We start from the raw sequence: 17,757 nt of genomic DNA, 5'->3' as shown, positions 1-17,757 counted from the left end.
ATGGTTGTCACACCGTGCCGCGGATCGTCTCCCGCACGATCGGCTCCGGCGCCGACGCGGCCGATGCGACCGCGAAGCAGCCTTCCAGCGCTGACAAGGCCGCCGGGACCGCTTCCGGGGTGTCCGTGTGCAGTTCCAGCAGCGGCTCACCCTCGGTGACCGCGTCGCCGGGCTTGGCCAGGCACAGCACGCCCGCCGCCGCCTGGACCGGGTCCTCCTTGCGGGCCCGGCCCGCGCCCAGCCGCCAGGCCGCGACGCCCACCGCGTACGCGTCCAGGGATGCCAGCACGCCCGAAGCCGGCGCGACCACCGTGTGGACGTGCGACGGCTTCGGCAGCGGCGCCGACGGGTCGCCGCCCTGAGCGGTGATCATCCGGCACCAGACCTCGTACGCCTCGCCGGAGGCCAGCACCGCGGCCGGGTCCGTGGAAATGCCCGCCAGCGCCAGCATCTCCCGGGCCAAGGCGAGCGTCAGCGAAACCACGTCCGCGGGGCCGCCGCCCTTGAGCACGTCGACGGACTCCGCGACCTCGACCGCGTTCCCGACCGCGCGCCCCAGCGGGACGTTCATGTCGGTCAGCAGCGCGGTCGTCGGCACGCCGTGGTCGACGCCGATCGACGTCAGCGTCGAGGCCAGCTCCCGGGCCTGCGAAAGCGTCTTCATGAACGCGCCCGACCCGAACTTCACGTCCAGGACCAGCCCGGACGCGCCTTCCGCGATCTTCTTGCTCATGATCGAACTGGCGATCAGCGGGATCGACTCCACGGTCGACGTGACGTCCCGCAGCGCGTACAGCTTCTTGTCCGCCGGCGCGAGCCCGGACGTCGCCGCGCAGACCACCGCGCCGACGTCTTCGAGCTGCCGCGCGATCTCCGCGGTGGTCAGCGAAGCCCGCCAGCCGGGGATCGACTCGAGCTTGTCGAGCGTGCCGCCGGTGTGCCCGAGCCCGCGCCCGGACAGCTGCGGCACCGCCGCACCGCAGGCGGCCACGAGCGGCGCCAGCGGCAGCGTGATCTTGTCGCCGACCCCGCCGGTCGAGTGCTTGTCGACCGTCGGCCGGGAAACGTCCAGGGAGAGCCGCTCCCCCGACGAGATCATCGCGCCGGTCCACCGCGAGATCTCCCCGGAGTCCATGCCCCGCAGGAAGATCGCCATGGCCAAGGCGGACATCTGCTCCTCGGCCACAAGACCGCGCGTGTACGCGTCGACGACCCAGTCGATCTGCTCGTCCGAAAGCCGGCCTCCGTCGCGCTTGGTGCGGATGACGTCGACCGCGGCGAAGGCGCTCACGGCAGGTCGTCCGGGCCGAAGGCGTCCGGCAGGACGTCGGACATCGGCAGGATCCCGCTCGGCGTGTCCACCAGGCACGTGGACCCGCCGAGCTCGAACAGGATCTGCCGGCAGCGCCCGCACGGCATCAGCAGGTCACCGGCACCGCTGCGGCACGCGACCGCCACGAGCCGGCCGCCGCCGGAGAGCCGCAGCTGGCCGGCCATCGTGCACTCCGCGCAGAGCCCGAGCCCGTAGGACGCGTTCTCGACGTTGCACCCGGTGACCACGCGGCCGTCGTCGACGATCCCGGCGACGCCCACGTGCAGGCCCGAATAAGGCGCGTACGCGTGGGAAGCGGCCTCAATCGCCTGGGAACGCAGCGCATCCCAGTCCACAGTGGACGTCATCAGTCCTCACCCCGCCGGTACGGCTGGCCGTCGGCCTTCGGCGGCCGCAGCCGCTGCGAAGCCACCGCCAGCACGATCAGCGTCACGAAGTGCGCGGTGTACGGGATCAGGTCCGACGGCAGCGTGTCGTTGGCGTAGTAGATCGCGTACAGCACGCCCGCGCCGACGACGCCGAGCCCGGCCGCGATCCACTGCCGCCGGAACAGCTGCACGACGACGATGACGCCGACCAGGATGACCGCGCCGTACAGCAGCGCGAGCACCGCTTCGCCGCCGCCGGAGAGCTGCAGGCCGTCCGCGTAGCCGAACAGCGCCGCGCCGCCGAGCAGGCCGCCCGGGCGCCAGTTGCCGAAGATCATCGCCGCGAGGCCGATGTACCCGCGGCCGTTGGTCTGGTTTTCGAGGTAGTCCGCGCCGCCGCGCAGCAGCACCAGCGACGCGCCGCCCATCCCGGCGAAGGCGCCGGAGATCAGCATCGCGATGTACTTGTGCCGGTAGACGTTGACGCCGAGGGACTCCGCGGCCACCGGGTTCTCGCCGCACGAGCGCAGCCGCAGGCCGAACCGGGTCTTCCAGAGCACCCAGAAGCTGACCGGCACCAGGATGATCGCGATCATCGTCAGCGGCGCCACCTCGGTGACCAGGCCGCGCAGGATGCCGGCGACGTCGGAGATGCCGACGCGCTGCTCCTTCTCCAGGTCGCCGAGCCAGTCCGAGAGGCCGCTCGCCGAGTAGGTGTCGAACTTCGGCACCACCGGCGACTGCCGCGGGTTGCCCGACAGCGGCTCGAAGATCAGGTTCGCCAGGTACTTCGTGACGCCGAGGCCGAGCAGGTTGATCGCGACGCCGGAGACGATGTGGTTGACGTTGAACGTCACCGTCGCCACCGCGTGCAGCAGGCCGCCGAGCGCACCGAAGACGAGCGCGGCCAGCAGCCCGGCCCACACCCCGCCGTAGTACGCGCCCCAGGCCGCGCCCCACGTGCCGAGGATCATCATGCCCTCGAGGCCGATGTTGACCACGCCCGCGCGCTCGGCCCAGAGGCCGCCCAGCGCGCAGAGCAGGATCGGCAGGGCCAGGCGCAACGCCGTCTGCGCCGTGTTCGACGACGTCAGCGCGGAAACGCCGGTGGAGTACGACGCCGTCGAGAGCACGGCGATGGCGATGACCGCCCAGATGACCCCGCGCAGCCAGCCCGGGATCCGGGACCGCTTGCGGTGCACCGGCATCGTGCCGGAGCTGCCCGCGTCGGGCCGGGAAATGTCGGTGACGGCCATCAGACCGCACCCCCTTCGGCGACCGTGGAACCCTTGCGGCCGGCGAGTGCCCGGCCGACCCGGCGTTGCTCGGCGGCCAGGTCGGCGCGCCGCACGATCTCGTACGCCACGACGACCGACAGCACGATGATGCCCTGCATGATCGTCGCGATCTCCTTGGACACGTTGATCTGCTCCAGCGACACCGCGGAGGTGTCGAGGAACGCCCACAGCAGCGCGCCGAGCGCGATGCCGCCGGGGTGGTTGCGGCCCAGCAGCGCGACCGCGATGCCGGTGAAGCCGTACATCTGGGTCGAGGTGATGCCGTAGCTGAAGTCGCGGCCGAGCAGTTCCGGCATCGCGACCAGGCCGGCGACGCCGCCGGAGAGCAGCATCGCGATCAGCGTCATCTTCTTGGCGTTGACGCCGCCCGCGGCGGCCGCGGTGGTGGATTCGCCGGAGGCCTTGAGCTCGAAGCCGAACCGCGTGCGGTTGAGCATGAACCAGTAGGCGCCGCCGATCAGCGCGGCGATGAAGACGAACCCGAACAGCGTGCCCGAGCCGAGCGGGATGCCCGGGATCCGGCCGGACGGCTCGATCACGCGGGTGCCGATGTTGTTGCCGGTCTGCACGCCGAACTGGTCGGCGTTGATGAGGAAGGCGATGATCCCGCCGACGATCGCGTTGAGCATGATCGTCGCGATCACCTCGCTCACCCCGCGGGTGACCTTGAGGATCGCCGGGATCGCCGCGTACGCCGCACCGGCGACGACGGCCACGATCAGGATGACCAGCGTGTGGAGCACCGGCGGGAGCTTGAGGGCACCGCCGGCGATGGCCGCGACGACCGCGGCGAACCGGTACTGGCCCTCGACACCGATGTTGAAGAGGTTCATCTGGAAGCCGATGGCTACAGCGAGCCCGGACAGGTAGTAGACCGTCGCCAGGTTCACCGTGTCGACCGCGGTGGAGCCCTTGAACATCTGGCCGATCATCGTGCCGTACGCGTTGAGCGGGTCGGCCCCGGAGATGATCAGCGCGATCGCCGACAGCAGCACGGCGAAGACGATCGCCAGCAGCGGTGGCAGCAGTTTCGTGCGCCAGGACGTCATGCTTCGTCACCCTCCCCGGCGCCGGTCATCGCCGAGCCCAGTTCCTGCGGGGTCACGGTGGCGGGGTCGGCCTCGCTGACGAGGCGCCCGCGCAGCATGACCCGGATCGTGTCCGACAGGCCGATCAGCTCGTCGAGGTCGGCGGAGATCAGCAGCACCGCGAGCCCGGCGGCGCGGGCCAGGCGGATCTGCTCCCAGATCAGCGCCTGCGCGCCGACGTCGACACCGCGCGTCGGGTGCGAAGCCACCAGCAGCACCGGGTTGCCGGACAGCTCGCGCCCGACGATCAGCTTCTGCTGGTTGCCGCCGGAGAGCGCGGCGGCCGGGACGTCGATGCCCGGCGTGCGGACGTCGTAGTCGCGGACGATCCGCTCGGTGTCGGCGCGGGCGCCGGCGATGTCGAGCAACTGTCCTTTCGAGACCGGTTCGCGGGTCTGGTAACCCAGGATCCGGTTGACCCACAACGGTTGCTGGAGCAGCAGGCTGTGCCGCGTGCGGTCTTCGGCGATGTAGCCGATGCCGGCTTCGCGCCGCGCCAGCGTGCCCGCCTTCGTGAGGTCGCGCGCTTTGCCGTCGGCGTCGACCAGCTCGATCGTGCCGCCGGACGGCTTGCGCATGCCCATGATGGTTTCGACGAGCTCGGTCTGCCCGTTGCCCTCGACGCCGGCGATGCCGAGCACCTCGCCCGCGTGCACGGTGAAGGTGACGTCGTCGAGCGCGTTGCGGTCGGAGCCCTCGGCACCGAGCGTCAGCCCGGTCAGCCGCAGCACGTCCCGGTCGGTGACCGTGGACTCGCGGGTCTCCGGGCTGGGCAGCTCGGACCCGACCATCATCTCCGCGAGCTCGCGGGAGGTGATGGTCTTCGGGTCGGCGGTGCCGACCGTGGTGCCGCGCCGGATCACCGTGACGGTGTCGGCGATCGCGCGCACCTCGTCGAGCTTGTGCGAGATGAAGAGGAACGTGTAGCCGTCGGCCTTCATCTCCCGGACGGTCGCGAACAGCGCGTCGACCTCCTGCGGCACCAGCACCGCGGTCGGCTCGTCCAGGATGATGATCTTCGCCCCGCGGTAGAGCACCTTGACGATCTCGACGCGCTGGCGGTCGGCGACGCCGAGCTCCTCCAGCAGCGTGTCCGGCTCGGCGTGCAGGCCGGTCCGCTCCGCGAGCTCGGCCAGCCGCGCGCGGGCGGCGCGGCCGATGCCGTGCAGGCCCTCGGCGCCGAGGAAGACGTTCTCGCCGACGGTGAGGTTGTCGGCGAGCATGAAGTGCTGGTGCACCATGCCGATGCCGGCCCGGATCGCGTCCTGCGGGTTGCGCAGCTTCACCTCGTCGCCGTTGATCGCGATGGTGCCCTCGTCCGGCGGCTGCATGCCGTAGAGGATCTTCATCAGGGTGGACTTGCCGGCGCCGTTCTCGCCACAGATGGCGTGCACCTCGCCGGCGGTGACGGTGAGGTTGACGTCGGAGTTGGCCACCACGCCGGGAAAGCGCTTGGTGATCCCGGTCAGCTGGACGGCGGGGGCGCCCCGGTCGGGGACGGCTTCGGCCGGGGCCTCGGCAGTGCTCATGGGCGGGAGAATTCCATATCTCGTCCAAACGCGTGAGGGGCCCGGAGGAAAAGTTCCTCCGAGCCCCGACGCGTTGTCAGTTACTTCTGCGGCTTGTCCGAGACGGTGATGGCACCCGAGATGATCTGGGCCTTGTAGCCGTCCAGAACGTCCTTGATGTCGTCGACCTTGCCACCGGAGGTGGCGTAGCCGACGCCGTCGACCTTGAGGTCGAACCGCTTCGGCAGGGTCGTCAGGTCGCCCTTGGCGAGCGCCTGGACGTAGTCGAAGACGGCGACGTCGACGCGCTTGAGCATGGACGTGATGATGACGTCCTTGTCGGCGGCGACGGTCTTCTGGTTGTACTGGTCGGAGTCGACGCCGATGGCCAGCGCGTTGCCCGCCTTGGCGGCGTCGAACACGCCCTTCCCGGAGGCGCCGGCGGCGTGGTAGATCACGTCCGCGCCCTTGGCGATCTCGGCCGCGGCCTTGACGTTGCCCTTCGCCGGGTCCTGGAACCCGGAGAAGTCACCGGCCGGGGTCAGGTAGTCGTCCTCGATCTTGATCTTGGACGAAACCGTCTTCGCGCCCTGCAGGAAGCCGGCCTCGAACTTCTGGATCAGCGGGGTGTTGACACCGCCGACGAAGCCGACGTGGCAGCTCTTGCTCTTGTACGCGGCGGCGACGCCGGCCAGGAACGAGCCCTGCTCCTCGGCGAAGACCAGCGGCGTCACGTTCGGGAGCGTGATCGAGTCGTCGTCGACGATCGCGAACTTGGTGTTCGGGTACTTGGCCGCGACGACCTTCACCGACGGCGCGTACGCGAAGCCGACCGCCACGATCGGGTTCATGCCCGAAGCGGCCATCTGGTCGAGGCGCTGCTGCTTGGCCGACTCGGCCTCGCTGGCGGACGCGGTGCTCTCGTTGACCGTGGTCACGCCGAGCTCGGCCTTCGCCTTGTCGGTGCCCGCGGCGGCGGCGTCGTTGAAGGACGCGTCACCCCGGCCGCCGACGTCGAAGGCTAGGCCGATCTTCAGCGCGCTGCCGTCGACCTTGCCGCCGGCCGCGGTCGAGCTGCTGGCGGCGGCGGGCGCCGCGGGCGGCTTCTGCGCGGTGACGCAGTCGGAACCGCCCGAAGAGGCCGCGGTGTTGTTCGAGCTGCTACCACCGCTGGAGTCCTTGGCGCACCCGGCCAGGGCGAGCACCCCGGCCATGGCCGCAGCGGCCAGCGCGGTTCCACGCATGCGACGCAACGTGTTTCTCCCTCCCCGCTGATCCAGCGGATGGTCAAGGGCACGACCCGGCCCTACTGCCGGGTCGACCGCCAGACCGTACCCGGCGGACAGGAAAGCGCCATAGGAAAGGCACGCTACGTAACACAAACGTTTACTCACGAGTCGCACGCGCGACCGGGCGAGCACCCACTGTGATCAAAAGGCTCACCGGGCGCTTCTTTCGGCCGAAACCCCGCACCGCGGGACGGCCGAATTGCCGTTTGCTGTCACCCAGTGTGCCAGGCCGACCGAGGAGTGGACCACCCCGATCACTCTGTGAGACGAACCCGGATCCACTGCTCGTCCGAATCGTTCCAGTGCCGGATCGGGCGGTCACCACTCGATCAGGTGTCAGCCGGACGGGCAAGCCGGGGCCGGACCGGCGCGGTGCGTCCACAGTGGACGACCCAAGCTGTGACGGCGCCCACAACCGGTGTGCGCCCAGGTGTCTGGTCCATCACAGAGAGGAACCCGGAGGTGAGCCGACCGTCCGGGTCGGGTCTAGCATCCTTTTCATCCACGCTCGATGACCCTTGATCTCGGCATTGCCGCCGTAGTCGTCCCAGGTGGACGACGACGATCAGTGCGGACCTCACCGGTCACCCGGGCACATAGTCAGACGTTGGAGGCCGTTCACCGATGTCCACCACGGCGAGCACTGCCACCTCGGCAGGGGCGAGCGATCGGGCGGGTGCCTCACGCCGGCAGGGAACCTTCTACCGGGGCGACCCCGGCATGTGGTCCTGGGTGCTGCACCGCATCACCGGCGTGCTCACATTCTTCTTCCTGTTCGTGCACGTGCTCGACACCGCGCTGGTGCGCGTGTCGCCGAACACCTACGACCAGGTCATCGAGACCTACAAGACCCCGATCGTCAACCTCCTCGAGGTCGGCCTGGTCGGCGCGGTCCTCTTCCACGCGCTGAACGGCATCCGCGTCATGCTGGTCGACTTCTGGTCGAAGGGCCCGAAGCTGCAGAAGGCGATGCTGTGGGTGATCGGCGTGGTCTGGGTCGTGGTGATGGTCCCCGGTGCCTTCTTCATGCTGAAGCGCACCGTCGAAACGCTCTTCGGGGGTAACTGACATGGCCGACCTCGCCCTCGCGAACCCCCGCGCGCCGAAGCGTCCCGCCGCCCGCCGGAGCAACTTCGAGCTCTACAGCTGGCTGTTCATGCGGATCTCCGGCCTCGCGCTGATCATCCTGGTGCTCGGCCACCTGCTGATCATGAACATCCTCGACGGCGGTGTGCACCGGATCAACTGGGGCTTCGTCGCCGGCCGCTGGGCTTCGCCGTTCTGGCAGTTCTGGGACCTGGCCATGCTCTGGCTCGCCGAGATCCACGGCGGCAACGGCCTGCGCACCATCATCGACGACTACGCGCGCAAGGACAGCACGCGGTTCTGGCTGAAGATCGTGCTGTACGTCTCGATGGTGCTGATCCTGGCCGTCGGCACGATGGTGATCTTCACCTTCGACCCGAACATGCCCGCGAACTGACACCCGGAGACCCCCCACCATGCAGTTCCACAAGTACGACGTGGTGATCGTCGGCGCCGGCGGCGCCGGGATGCGCGCGGCCATCGAGTCCGGCCAGCGCGCGCGCACCGCGGTCCTCACCAAGCTCTACCCGACCCGGTCCCACACCGGCGCGGCCCAGGGCGGCATGTGCGCCGCGCTGGCGAACGTCGAAGAGGACAACTGGGAGTGGCACACCTTCGACACGATCAAGGGCGGCGACTACCTGGTCGACCAGGACGCCGCCGAGATCATGGCGAAGGAGGCCATCGACGCGGTTCTCGACCTCGAGAAGATGGGCCTGCCGTTCAACCGCACGCCCGAGGGCAAGATCGACCAGCGCCGTTTCGGCGGGCACACGCGTGACCACGGCAAGGCCGCGGTCCGCCGCGCCTGCTACGCCGCCGACCGCACCGGTCACATGATCCTGCAGACGCTCTACCAGAACTGCGTCAAGTACGGCACCGAGTTCTTCAACGAGTTCTACGTGCTCGACCTCGTGACCAGCCCGGACGAGAACGGCAACCCGGTCGCCTCCGGCGTCGTCGCCTACGAGCTGGCCACCGGCGAGCTGCACGTCTTCCAGGCCAAGTCGATCGTGATGGCGACCGGCGGCGCGGGCAAGATCTTCAAGACGACGTCGAACGCGCACACCCTCACCGGTGACGGCCTCGGCATCATCTTCCGCAAGGGCCTGCCGCTGGAGGACATGGAGTTCTTCCAGTTCCACCCGACCGGCCTCGCGGGCCTGGGCATCCTGATTTCCGAAGCCGTCCGCGGCGAGGGCGGGATCCTGCGCAACGCCTCCGGCGAGCGGTTCATGGAGCGCTACGCCCCCACCATCAAGGACCTCGCGCCGCGCGACATCGTGGCGCGCTCGATGGTGCAGGAAGTGCTGCAGGGCCGGGGGTGCGGGCCGAACAAGGACTACGTCGTCCTGGACGTCACGCACATCCCCGAGGAGACGCTGAACGCGAAGCTCCCGGACATCATGGAGTTCTCCCGGACCTACCTGGGCGTCGACCCGGTGAAGGAGCCGGTGCCGGTGTTCCCGACGTGCCACTACGTCATGGGCGGCATCCCGACCAACATCCACGGCGAAGCGCTGCGGGACAACGAGAACGTCATCCCGGGTCTCTACGCCGCGGGCGAGGTCGCCTGCGTGTCCGTGCACGGCTCGAACCGCCTGGGCACGAACTCGCTGCTGGACATCAACGTGTTCGGCCGCCGCGCCGGCATCGCCGCCGCGGAGTACGCGCTGGCGCACGAGCACGTCGAGCTGCCCGCGGACCCGACGGCCCTGGTCGAGGAGCAGCTCGCGGGCCTGCTGTCGGAGCACGGCGACGAGCGCGTCGCCGACATCCGCAAGGAAATGCAGCAGACGATGGACTCGCACGCGTCGGTGTACCGGACCGAGGACACGCTGAAGCAGGCGCTGACCGACATCCAGGCGCTGAAGGCCCGCTACCAGCGGATCACCGTGTCGGACAAGGGCAAGCGCTACAACACCGACCTCCTCGAGGCCGTCGAGCTGGGCTTCCTGCTGGAGCTGGCCGAGGTCCTGGTCGTCGGCGCGATCGCGCGCAAGGAGTCCCGCGGCGGCCACGCCCGCGAGGACTACCCGACCCGCGACGACACGAACTTCATGCGCCACACGATGGCCTACAAGCAGGGCACCGGCCTGGCGTCCGACATCCGGCTCGACTACAAGCCGGTCACCTTCACCCGCTACGAGCCGATGGAGCGGAAGTACTGATGACTGCGGCAACCACTGAGGACGCTCCCGCTGCTTCGGACGAGCACACGCCGATCACCGTCACGCTGAAGATCCTGCGGTTCAACCCGGAGGTCGACACGGAGCCGCACTGGGAGTCCTACGACGTCCCGGCGCAGCGCACCGACCGCCTGCTGAACCTGCTGTTCTACGTCAAGGACTACATCGACGGCACGTTCTCGTTCCGCCGCTCGTGCGCCCACGGCGTGTGCGGGTCCGACGCGATGCAGATCAACGGCATCAACCGCCTGGCGTGCAAGGTCCTGATGAAGGATCTCCTGTCGGCGTCGGGCAAGCCGACCACGATCACGATCGCCCCGATCAAGGGCCTGACGACGTTGAAGGACCTGTACGTCGACATGGACCCGTTCTTCGAGGCGTACCGGGCGATCAAGCCGTACCTGATCACGTACGGCAACGAGCCGACGCGGGAGCGCATCCAGTCGCAGGCGGACCGGGACCGGTTCGACGACACGACCAAGTGCATCCTTTGCGCGTGCTGCACCTCGTCGTGCCCGGTGTACTGGAACGACGGGTCCTACTTCGGCCCGGCGGCGATCGTGAACGCCCACCGGTTCATCTTCGACTCCCGCGACGAGGGAGCCGAGGAGCGGCTGGACATCCTCAACGACGGCGAGGGCGTCTGGCGCTGCCGGACGACGTTCAACTGCACGGACGCCTGCCCCCGAGGGATCCAGGTGACGAAGGCGATCCAGGAAGTGAAGCGCGCCCTGCTGTTCAAGCGCGTCTGACCTCCGCTCCGCCCAGTTCGTTTGTCATGAGGGGCACCCCCATGGTCTTTAAGGCCATGAGGGTGCCCCTCATGGCTTTTGCGGGCCTGTGGACAACGGTGAGAGTTGTCCACAGTTCGGTAGAACGACCTGGTGCCCGGGACTCGCAACCGATCACCATGAATCCATGCCCAGACGCGGGAAGTGGGAACAGCATCCCGAACTGCTGACGCACCGGAGCCGAGAAGGCGTGATCACGGCGCGCGACTTGCAATCGCTCGACATGGACCCGCGGACGATCTACCGGAAGTGCCTGCCCGGAGGTCCCTGGCAACGGCTACTACCCGGGATCATCCTCCTGCACAACGGCGGCGTAACCCACCGCCAGCGAGCCCTGGCAGCCCTCCTCTACGGCGGCCCCGGGGCTATGATCACCGGCGCAGACGCATGTCGCTGGTACGACCTTCGCGTACCGGACGAGTTTCCCGCTCAAGACATCCACCTTCTGATCCCGCACGAACGCAGGGTATTGAGCTCCGAATACGTTGTCGCCGAGCGCACCAGACGGCTTCCCGGCGCCTGGATCCGGCGCGGGCTCCCCCTTGCTCCTCTGGTGCGCGCGACGACCGACGCGGTCCGGCGGATCCGTGCCGAGGAACCGATCAGCCACCTGCTGGTGGAAGCCATCCAGCATGGCCGCTGTCTGCCTGCGGAGCTGACGAGCGAACTCGATGTGGGAACAAAACGCGGCACCGCGATCCCGCGCCGGTTGCTGAAGGAGTGGACGGACCTCCGCTCGGTGGCCGAGATCCACGCCAAGAAGCTGTCAGCCCGGCTTACGACCGAGCCAACCCATTGGAACACAGGCGTGCGGACGGCCAGTGGTTTCGTCGGGCGCCCGGACGCGTGGTGGGACGAAGTCGCGCTCGCTTGGGAAATCGATTCGTTCGAATTCCACTACACGCGCCATGACTACGCCCGGACCCTCCGCCGGAACAACCGCTACGCAGCCGCTGGGATCAAGGTCGTCCAGACGCTCCCCACTCGGATCAGAGACGCCCCCGAAGAGGTGTTGCATGAGCTCGAATCCGCATACGCCGCAGCCGCTGCACGCTCGCGTCCCCCGGTCTACTTGGTGGAAGAAGAAGCCGCGTGACAACGCCATGAGGGGCACCCTCATGGACTTTAAGTCCATGAGGGTGCCCCTCATGACCGAAACTCCTACCTGACCGCGTCCAGGGCGTTGACCAGGCCGTGGCCGTAGTACGAGTTGTTCTTCGCCGGGCCCGTGCACTCCGTCTCCGTCGACGCGCACTTCACCACGTCCGCCTCGCCCGTGAGGATGCGGGCCAGCAGCTGCGGGGGAAGGCCGCGGAACTTCGAGGCCAGCAAGGCCGCCACGCCCGCCGCGTGCGGGGATGCCATCGACGTGCCGCACTTCGAGCCGTACTGGCCGCCGAACACCGTTGTCGACAGGGGGCAGGCAGGGCCTTCGCCGGCTGGTGGGGCCTGGACGAAGTCGCCGCCCGGGGCCGTCACGTCGATCTCGCCGTAGTTGCTGAACGACGACTTCGTGCCCGCGTAACCCACCGACGACACCGTCACCACGCCGTCGATCGCCTTCGGCAGGATGCCGCAGGACGAGTCCACCGGGTGCGGGCGGTTCGGGTCCGTCGTCTGCTTCGTCGTGTCGAAGCCCGAGTTGCCCGCCGCCGACACGTTCAGGACGCCGTGGTGGGTCGAGAACTCGATCGCGCGGCGCACCGCCTCGTACGCGGCCGCGTCGCCCGGCTCGCGGGAGCAGAAGAACATGCCCGGGTCGATGTAGTAGCTGTTGTTCGTCACCTGGAAGCCGTGCTTGGCCGCCCACACGAACCCGCAGACCGCCGACTCCGGGAAGATGTAGCCGTCGTCGTTGACGACCTTCACCGAGGCCAGCCGGACGCCCGGGGCGATGCCCGTGAAGCCCGCCGCCGGGTCCTTGCCCGCGATCGTGCCCGCCACGTGCGTTCCGTGGTCGGACGTCGTCGGTGCCCACGACGCCGGCGTGAGGTCCGGCGCGCCCGTGATGCAGCCCGCCGACGAACGAGCGTCGACCGCCGCCTTCAGGGCCGGGTGCGTCGCGTCGATGCCCGAGTCGAGCACGCCGACCGTCACCGAGCGGCTGCCCTGGTTGATCTTGTTGGCCTCGGGCGCGTGGATCGCCTTCATGTCCCACTGCTGCGCCGACAGGTCACCTGCGGCGGCCGTCGACCGCGTGTCCTCCAGCGTCCGCACCGCGCCCAGCGAACGGGCGGATGCCGTCGCACCCTGGGAGGCCACGTCCTTGCCGCCCGAGTAGGCCCGGTAGACGCCGATCTTCTGCTGGAAGTCCGCGTTGCGCGAGCTGGCGATCGCGACGCCGATCTCGGCGTAGTACGCGACCTTCGTGCCGCACTTGGCCGCCAGTTCCTTGTCGACGGCCGACGCGCGCGTGCCCGGCTGGTACGTCACCACGTAGGTGTACGGCGTGCTCGTCGTGTCACAGGTGACCGGCGCGGCCTCCGCGGCCGGCGCCGCCGCGAACAGGCCGCCCCCGACGGCCAGCACGAGCGGGGCCGCCATTCGGCGTAAACGGGACATTCCACCTCCAGAGTCAGTGGCGTCAACCTAAACCGGCCCCGGAGAGCGCGCCACCGACCAAAGTCAGGAGGCGGTGCGGGTGCGCACCCCGCGCCAGCCCAGCACCCCGATGATCGTGCCCAGCACGAACGAGACGACGGTCAGCACCGCGTGCACGACGAAGTACGCGGTCGGCGAGCCGTCCGCGGTCCACGCCCGGTCGCTTTCCCACAGGTTCTTGGCGAACGTGATCCAGATGATCCACGACCACACGCCGAAGGCCAGCAGGAACAGCGAGGTTCGTCGGGAAAGGCGCATGCCCCTGAGTATGCGCCGACGGCAACGGCGCTAGATTGCGTGGGTGCACTCCGCTGTCTCCCGGTCGCTCAAGGTCTTCACGACGACGCTCGCCGCCGCCCTCCTGGCCCTGGGCACCCCCGTCGCCGCGGGCGCCGCGCCGCAGCAGCAGGGCCAGTGCGCCAACCACCTCGCTCCCCCACCGCCGGTCGACACGTCGGAGAAGCCCGCGCCCGGCAAGCAGGCCCCGGCGCCGCTGGCCGTGCCCGCCGCCCCGGTCGGCGGCCCGCGGATGGCCGAGTGCGGCCTGATCACCCCGGACGGCGCGCTCAACCCGCCGGACGGCAACACGGCGGCGTCCTGGCTGGTGCAGGACCTCGACACCGGCGCCGTCGTCGCGGCGAAGGACCCGCACTCCCGGCAGCGGCCGGCGTCGCTCATCAAGACGCTGCTCGCGCTCGTCGTCGTCACGCAGCTGACGCCGCAGCAGGTCCTGGTCGCGACGAAGGAGGACGCCGAGCAGGAGTGCACCTGCGTCGGGCTCGCCGCCGGCGGCCAGTACACGGTCGACCAGCTGCTCCACGGCCTCCTGATGCACTCGGGCAACGACGTCGCGCACGCCTTGGCGACGGCGCTCGGCGGGCCGGACTCCGCGGTGGCGAAGATGAACGCGCTGGCGGCCCGGATCGGCGCGCTGGACACGCGGGCCGCGACGCCGTCGGGCCTCGACGGGCCGGGCATGTCGACCTCGGCTTACGACCTCAGCCTGATCTTCCACTACGCGATGAAGCAGCCCGAGTTCGCGAAGGTCGTCGCGACGAAGAACTTCGAGATCCCGCCGGCCGGCGGCAAGCCCGCGATCCCCATCTTCAACGACAACAAGCTGCTCGGCGTCTACCCCGGCTTCCTCGGCGGCAAGACCGGCTTCACCGACGACGCCCGCCACACCTACGTCGGCTCCGCGCAGCGCAAGGGCAAGCGGCTCGCGGTCGTGATGCTGCGCGCCGAGCAGAAGCCGACGAAGGTGGTCGACCAGGCCGGGAAGCTGCTCGACTACGGCTTCGCGCTGGAGGACGACCGCGCCGAACCGGTCGGCCAGATCAGCTACCAGGCGCCCGCGACCAGCGCGCCCGGGACCGACCCGTCGGTGCTGGCCGACGGTGACACCGGCAACAGCGGGACGTCCTCCACGGCCGCCGGCACCAAGGAAGACCCGTTCGGCGTCACCGGGTGGATCATCACGCTGCTCGTGTTCCTGGTCATCGTCGGCGGGTTCGTCGTCGGGCACCAGCGCAAGAAGGCCGCGAACTAGCGGAACCCGGGCCCGGGCTCCGGGGTCACCTTGTCGGTCGTGATCGCGCCGCCGCAGTGCCCGCAGGCCACGAACGTCTCGGCGATCTCGCCGCAGTCGTGGTGCCGCAACAGGATCGGCGGCCCGGCCGGCCCGGCGAGGTGCCGGTCGCCCCACTGCATGAGCGTGACGACGGCGCCGAACAGGTCGCGTCCGGCCGGGGTCAGCCGGTATTCGGGCACCGGGTCGACGCGGTCGAGCACGCCCGCGTCGACGAGGGTCTTCAGGCGGGCGGACAGCGTCGGGCGCGGGATCGACAGCGTGCGCGCGAACTCGCCGTAGCGGCGCACGCCGAAGAACGCCTCCCGCAGGATGAGCAGGCTCCACCGCTCGCCGACGAGGTCGAGCGCGCGCCCGACGGAATCCGCGGTGAACCGGTGGCCGAGGTCGGTCACAGCTGCTCCGTGCGGGCCGGGACGCCCAGCAGCAGCTTGCCCGACAGCTCGAAGCTGGCCGGGTTGACCTGGAAGTGGGCGGTGGCGGTGTGGGCGTCGCGGAACCGGCGCTGCAGCGGCGAAGTCTCGTAGATCGCAGCGCCACCACCGAGGTCGTACATGCTTTCGGCGACCTTCGCGGCCGTGCGCGTGACGTGCGTGGCGGCGAGCCGGAGGCCCAGCTTGAGCGCGTCCGGCACCGGTTCGGTGCCCTGCGCGGCCTGCCAGGCGTCGTCGATGCTGGCGTAGAAGAACAGCCGCGCGGCGCGCAGGGCGGCTTCCGCCTCCGCGACGGCGGCCTGGGTCTGCGACCGCTCGGCCAGCGACCGGCGGGAGCCGAGCGGTTTGCGGGTGGCGGCCAGCTCGACGAGGTCGTCGATCGCGCCGCGCGCGTTGCCGAGCGCGGCCGCGGCGACCGACAGCGCGAAGAAGCCGAAGAGCGGAAACCGGTGCAGCGCAACGGCTTCCGGCGGCGGCCCACCCATGACCGAGAAGACGCGGTGCTCCGGGACGAACAGCGCTTCGGCGACGCAGTCGTGGCTGCCGGTGCCGCGCAGGCCGTTGGTGTGCCAGGTGTCGAGGACGGTGATCCCGGCCTTCGGCAGCGCGGCGACGTAGAGCTGTCCTTCGTGGACGAACCCGGCGAAGAGCCAGTCGCAGTGCGGGATCCCGCTGCAGAACGCCCACCGGCCGGACACGACGTACCCGCCGTCGACCCGCTCGCCGGTGCCGCGCGGCGCCCAGACCCCGGCAGCGACGGTGCGCGGGTCGCCGAAGACCTCTTCGGCGCACTTTCGCGGGGCGTAGGCCGAGAGCAGGCTGCTCGTCACGGCGATCGAGACGCACCAGCCGGCCGACGCGTCCCCGCGCGCGACCGTCTCCGCCGTCTCGAGGCTGACGGCGGGCGGCGCTTCGGGCCCACCGAGGTAGCCGGGGACGCCGCTGCGCAGGAGCTGGGCGTCGGTCAGCTTCGCGACGAGCTCGGCGGGCAGCGCACGCTGCCGTTCGGTGACCGGCGCGAGTGTCTTGGCGAGCGCGGCGCACTCGCGGGCGGCGTCCAGCACGAAACCTCCGGTTCGGATTTCTTACCGGTTCAGTTTCTTTACCGCCCTGCTCGCTGTCAAGGCTTGCGACGGCCCCCGAACCACGCGAGCAGAGCGCCGGCCCCGAACGCACCCGCGACGGCACCGAGCCCCGGCCCGCGCTGCACGGTGACGCTCTGTTCGAGCCGCACCGGCGGCGGGGGCTCGACGACCTTGCGCTGGTTCTCCGTCGCCGTCGCCGTCCACGCCGTCACGAGCAGCAGGAAGCGGGAGACGAGGTTCGCGAACACCAGCAGGCCGATGACCGGCCCGAACAGCGCGAACGCCGGCGACTTCGTCACGCTGGCGAGGTAGACGGTGGCGGCCTGCTGCAGGATGACGAACCCGACGGCGGCGAAGGCGGCACCCTTCACGGCACTGCGCAGGGCGACGCGTTCGCGTGGCAGCCGGGCGATCACCCAGAGGAAGACGAGGGTGTTGGCGGCCAGGCCGAGCACGATGGTCGCGCCGCGGAGCAGGACGATCGCCCAGGTCTGCTGCTCGAGCCCGACGAGCTCGAGCAGGAACTGCCCGACCCCGCCGCCGACCGCGGTCAGCGCGAACGAAACGACCAGCGCCACACCGAGCCCGACCAGCGCGACGAGGTCCTTGCCGGTCTGCTTGAGGAACGGCTGCGGCTGCTTCTCCTGGCCCCACTGCGCGGTGAGCGCGTCACGCAGGTTCGCCATCCAGCCGATGCCGGAGTAGAGGGCGATGAGCAGACCGAAGATCCCGACCCCGCCACCGGACTTGAGCGCGGCGTCCACGATGCCCTTGACCAGGCTGCGCAGGCCTTCGGGCACGGAGTTGTTGATGCTGTCGGAGATCTGCTTGATGATCGCCGGGTCGTTGTTGACGACCAGGCCGACCACCGCGAAGGCGACCATCAGCAACGGGATGACCGACAGCACGCTGAAGTAGGTGATCGCGGCGGCGTAGTGGTTGCCGTACCGCTCGGTGAAGGCTTCGTTGGCGCGGATCAGGTGATCGAGCCACGGGTATTTCCTGCGCAGGCGCGGCAGGAGCTTTTCCTTCTCTTCGTTCGGCACTGTAAAACGCTAACCACGCCCGGTGACTCCTGCAACGCGAGCGGCTCAGGTGA

At 69.7% G+C, this 17,757-nt stretch carries 17 protein-coding genes; 6 read left to right on the top strand and 11 right to left on the bottom strand.

What is annotated here, in order from left to right:
- Positions 1-7: 7 nt before the first annotated feature.
- The 6 genes from AB0B33_RS08810 to AB0B33_RS08785 form a co-directional block, all read right to left on the bottom strand.
- Positions 8-1,291: a thymidine phosphorylase gene (locus AB0B33_RS08810; protein WP_360768511.1), complete on the bottom strand. Its 1,284-nt coding sequence runs from the start codon at positions 1,289-1,291 to the stop codon at positions 8-10.
- The gene (locus AB0B33_RS08805) at positions 1,288-1,680 is read right to left on the bottom strand and encodes a cytidine deaminase (RefSeq protein ID WP_247014815.1); all 393 of its coding nucleotides are present in this window, start codon (positions 1,678-1,680) and stop codon (positions 1,288-1,290) included. The genes AB0B33_RS08810 and AB0B33_RS08805 overlap by 4 nt, the downstream gene beginning before the upstream one ends.
- Entirely contained in the window at positions 1,680-2,957 is a 1,278-nt protein-coding gene (locus tag AB0B33_RS08800; protein WP_360768509.1) for an ABC transporter permease, read from the bottom strand. Before AB0B33_RS08800 ends, AB0B33_RS08805 begins: the two co-directional genes overlap by 1 nt.
- On the bottom strand, positions 2,957-4,048 hold the full coding sequence (locus AB0B33_RS08795; RefSeq protein ID WP_247014819.1) for an ABC transporter permease: 1,092 nt from the start codon (positions 4,046-4,048) through the stop codon (positions 2,957-2,959). The genes AB0B33_RS08800 and AB0B33_RS08795 overlap by 1 nt, the downstream gene beginning before the upstream one ends.
- Positions 4,045-5,616, bottom strand: coding sequence for an ABC transporter ATP-binding protein (locus tag AB0B33_RS08790; RefSeq protein ID WP_360768506.1), 1,572 nt, complete (start codon positions 5,614-5,616; stop codon positions 4,045-4,047). Before AB0B33_RS08790 ends, AB0B33_RS08795 begins: the two co-directional genes overlap by 4 nt.
- Positions 5,617-5,696: 80 nt before the next feature.
- Positions 5,697-6,839, bottom strand: a complete 1,143-nt coding sequence (locus AB0B33_RS08785; protein WP_247014823.1) for a BMP family ABC transporter substrate-binding protein — start codon at positions 6,837-6,839, stop codon at positions 5,697-5,699.
- A 669-nt stretch (positions 6,840-7,508) separates the two neighbouring features.
- Here AB0B33_RS08785 and sdhC point away from each other — a divergent pair.
- The 5 genes from sdhC to AB0B33_RS08760 all read left to right on the top strand — a co-directional run bounded on the left by sdhC (position 7,509) and on the right by AB0B33_RS08760 (position 12,046).
- Complete coding sequence (gene sdhC / locus AB0B33_RS08780) at positions 7,509-7,952, top strand: succinate dehydrogenase, cytochrome b556 subunit (RefSeq protein WP_247014825.1); 444 nt, start codon at positions 7,509-7,511, stop codon at positions 7,950-7,952.
- Position 7,953: 1 nt separating this feature from the next.
- The gene (locus AB0B33_RS08775; protein WP_247014827.1) at positions 7,954-8,367 is read left to right on the top strand and encodes a succinate dehydrogenase hydrophobic membrane anchor subunit; all 414 of its coding nucleotides are present in this window, start codon (positions 7,954-7,956) and stop codon (positions 8,365-8,367) included.
- A 19-nt stretch (positions 8,368-8,386) separates the two neighbouring features.
- Positions 8,387-10,141 (top strand): succinate dehydrogenase flavoprotein subunit, encoded by a 1,755-nt coding sequence (gene sdhA / locus AB0B33_RS08770; protein ID WP_247014829.1) that lies wholly within the window; start codon positions 8,387-8,389, stop codon positions 10,139-10,141.
- On the top strand, positions 10,141-10,911 hold the full coding sequence (locus tag AB0B33_RS08765) for a succinate dehydrogenase iron-sulfur subunit (RefSeq protein ID WP_247014831.1): 771 nt from the start codon (positions 10,141-10,143) through the stop codon (positions 10,909-10,911). The genes sdhA and AB0B33_RS08765 overlap by 1 nt, the downstream gene beginning before the upstream one ends.
- 166 nt (positions 10,912-11,077) lie before the next feature.
- Entirely contained in the window at positions 11,078-12,046 is a 969-nt protein-coding gene (locus tag AB0B33_RS08760) for a hypothetical protein (RefSeq protein WP_360768501.1), read from the top strand.
- A 65-nt stretch (positions 12,047-12,111) separates the two neighbouring features.
- Here AB0B33_RS08760 and AB0B33_RS08755 read toward each other — a convergent pair whose 3' ends face one another.
- Both AB0B33_RS08755 and AB0B33_RS08750 read right to left on the bottom strand, forming a co-directional pair.
- Entirely contained in the window at positions 12,112-13,512 is a 1,401-nt protein-coding gene (locus tag AB0B33_RS08755; RefSeq protein ID WP_360768499.1) for a S8 family serine peptidase, read from the bottom strand.
- A 63-nt stretch (positions 13,513-13,575) separates the two neighbouring features.
- Positions 13,576-13,809: a hypothetical protein gene (locus AB0B33_RS08750; protein ID WP_360768496.1), complete on the bottom strand. Its 234-nt coding sequence runs from the start codon at positions 13,807-13,809 to the stop codon at positions 13,576-13,578.
- A 43-nt stretch (positions 13,810-13,852) separates the two neighbouring features.
- On the opposite strand from AB0B33_RS08750, the gene AB0B33_RS08745 reads away from it, so the two are divergent.
- Positions 13,853-15,100, top strand: a complete 1,248-nt coding sequence (locus tag AB0B33_RS08745; RefSeq protein WP_360768493.1) for a D-alanyl-D-alanine carboxypeptidase family protein — start codon at positions 13,853-13,855, stop codon at positions 15,098-15,100.
- Here AB0B33_RS08745 and AB0B33_RS08740 read toward each other — a convergent pair.
- The 3 genes from AB0B33_RS08740 to yhjD are packed head-to-tail and all read right to left on the bottom strand — an operon-like array spanning position 15,097 to position 17,704.
- Positions 15,097-15,534: a winged helix-turn-helix transcriptional regulator gene (locus AB0B33_RS08740; protein ID WP_247014842.1), complete on the bottom strand. Its 438-nt coding sequence runs from the start codon at positions 15,532-15,534 to the stop codon at positions 15,097-15,099. The genes AB0B33_RS08745 and AB0B33_RS08740 overlap by 4 nt on opposite strands.
- Positions 15,531-16,637, bottom strand: a complete 1,107-nt coding sequence (locus AB0B33_RS08735) for an acyl-CoA dehydrogenase family protein (protein WP_360768490.1) — start codon at positions 16,635-16,637, stop codon at positions 15,531-15,533. The genes AB0B33_RS08740 and AB0B33_RS08735 overlap by 4 nt, the downstream gene beginning before the upstream one ends.
- Positions 16,638-16,693: 56 nt before the next feature.
- Positions 16,694-17,704 (bottom strand): inner membrane protein YhjD, encoded by a 1,011-nt coding sequence (yhjD, locus tag AB0B33_RS08730; protein WP_360768487.1) that lies wholly within the window; start codon positions 17,702-17,704, stop codon positions 16,694-16,696.
- Positions 17,705-17,757: the final 53 nt, after the last annotated feature.

Origin of the sequence: Amycolatopsis sp. NPDC049159 (assembly GCF_040648295.1) — a bacterium.
Lineage (GTDB): Bacteria > Actinomycetota > Actinomycetes > Mycobacteriales > Pseudonocardiaceae > Amycolatopsis > Amycolatopsis pretoriensis_A.
Note: the sequence above shows the minus strand (reverse complement) of the source record. Positions and strands in the feature narration are given on the sequence as shown.

What these genes read in the sequence shown, in the direction of transcription:
- AB0B33_RS08805 (WP_247014815.1), bottom strand. Translation starts at nt 1,680, where the DNA reads ATGACGTCCACTGTGGACTGGGATGCGCTGCGTTCCCAGGCGATTGAG.
- AB0B33_RS08800 (WP_360768509.1), bottom strand. Translation starts at nt 2,957, where the DNA reads ATGGCCGTCACCGACATTTCCCGGCCCGACGCGGGCAGCTCCGGCACG.
- AB0B33_RS08795 (WP_247014819.1), bottom strand. Translation starts at nt 4,048, where the DNA reads ATGACGTCCTGGCGCACGAAACTGCTGCCACCGCTGCTGGCGATCGTC.
- AB0B33_RS08790 (WP_360768506.1), bottom strand. Translation starts at nt 5,616, where the DNA reads ATGAGCACTGCCGAGGCCCCGGCCGAAGCCGTCCCCGACCGGGGCGCC.
- AB0B33_RS08785 (WP_247014823.1), bottom strand. Translation starts at nt 6,839, where the DNA reads ATGCGTGGAACCGCGCTGGCCGCTGCGGCCATGGCCGGGGTGCTCGCC.
- sdhC (WP_247014825.1), top strand. Translation starts at nt 7,509, where the DNA reads ATGTCCACCACGGCGAGCACTGCCACCTCGGCAGGGGCGAGCGATCGG.
- AB0B33_RS08775 (WP_247014827.1), top strand. Translation starts at nt 7,954, where the DNA reads ATGGCCGACCTCGCCCTCGCGAACCCCCGCGCGCCGAAGCGTCCCGCC.
- sdhA (WP_247014829.1), top strand. Translation starts at nt 8,387, where the DNA reads ATGCAGTTCCACAAGTACGACGTGGTGATCGTCGGCGCCGGCGGCGCC.
- AB0B33_RS08765 (WP_247014831.1), top strand. Translation starts at nt 10,141, where the DNA reads ATGACTGCGGCAACCACTGAGGACGCTCCCGCTGCTTCGGACGAGCAC.
- AB0B33_RS08760 (WP_360768501.1), top strand. Translation starts at nt 11,078, where the DNA reads ATGCCCAGACGCGGGAAGTGGGAACAGCATCCCGAACTGCTGACGCAC.
- AB0B33_RS08755 (WP_360768499.1), bottom strand. Translation starts at nt 13,512, where the DNA reads ATGTCCCGTTTACGCCGAATGGCGGCCCCGCTCGTGCTGGCCGTCGGG.
- AB0B33_RS08750 (WP_360768496.1), bottom strand. Translation starts at nt 13,809, where the DNA reads ATGCGCCTTTCCCGACGAACCTCGCTGTTCCTGCTGGCCTTCGGCGTG.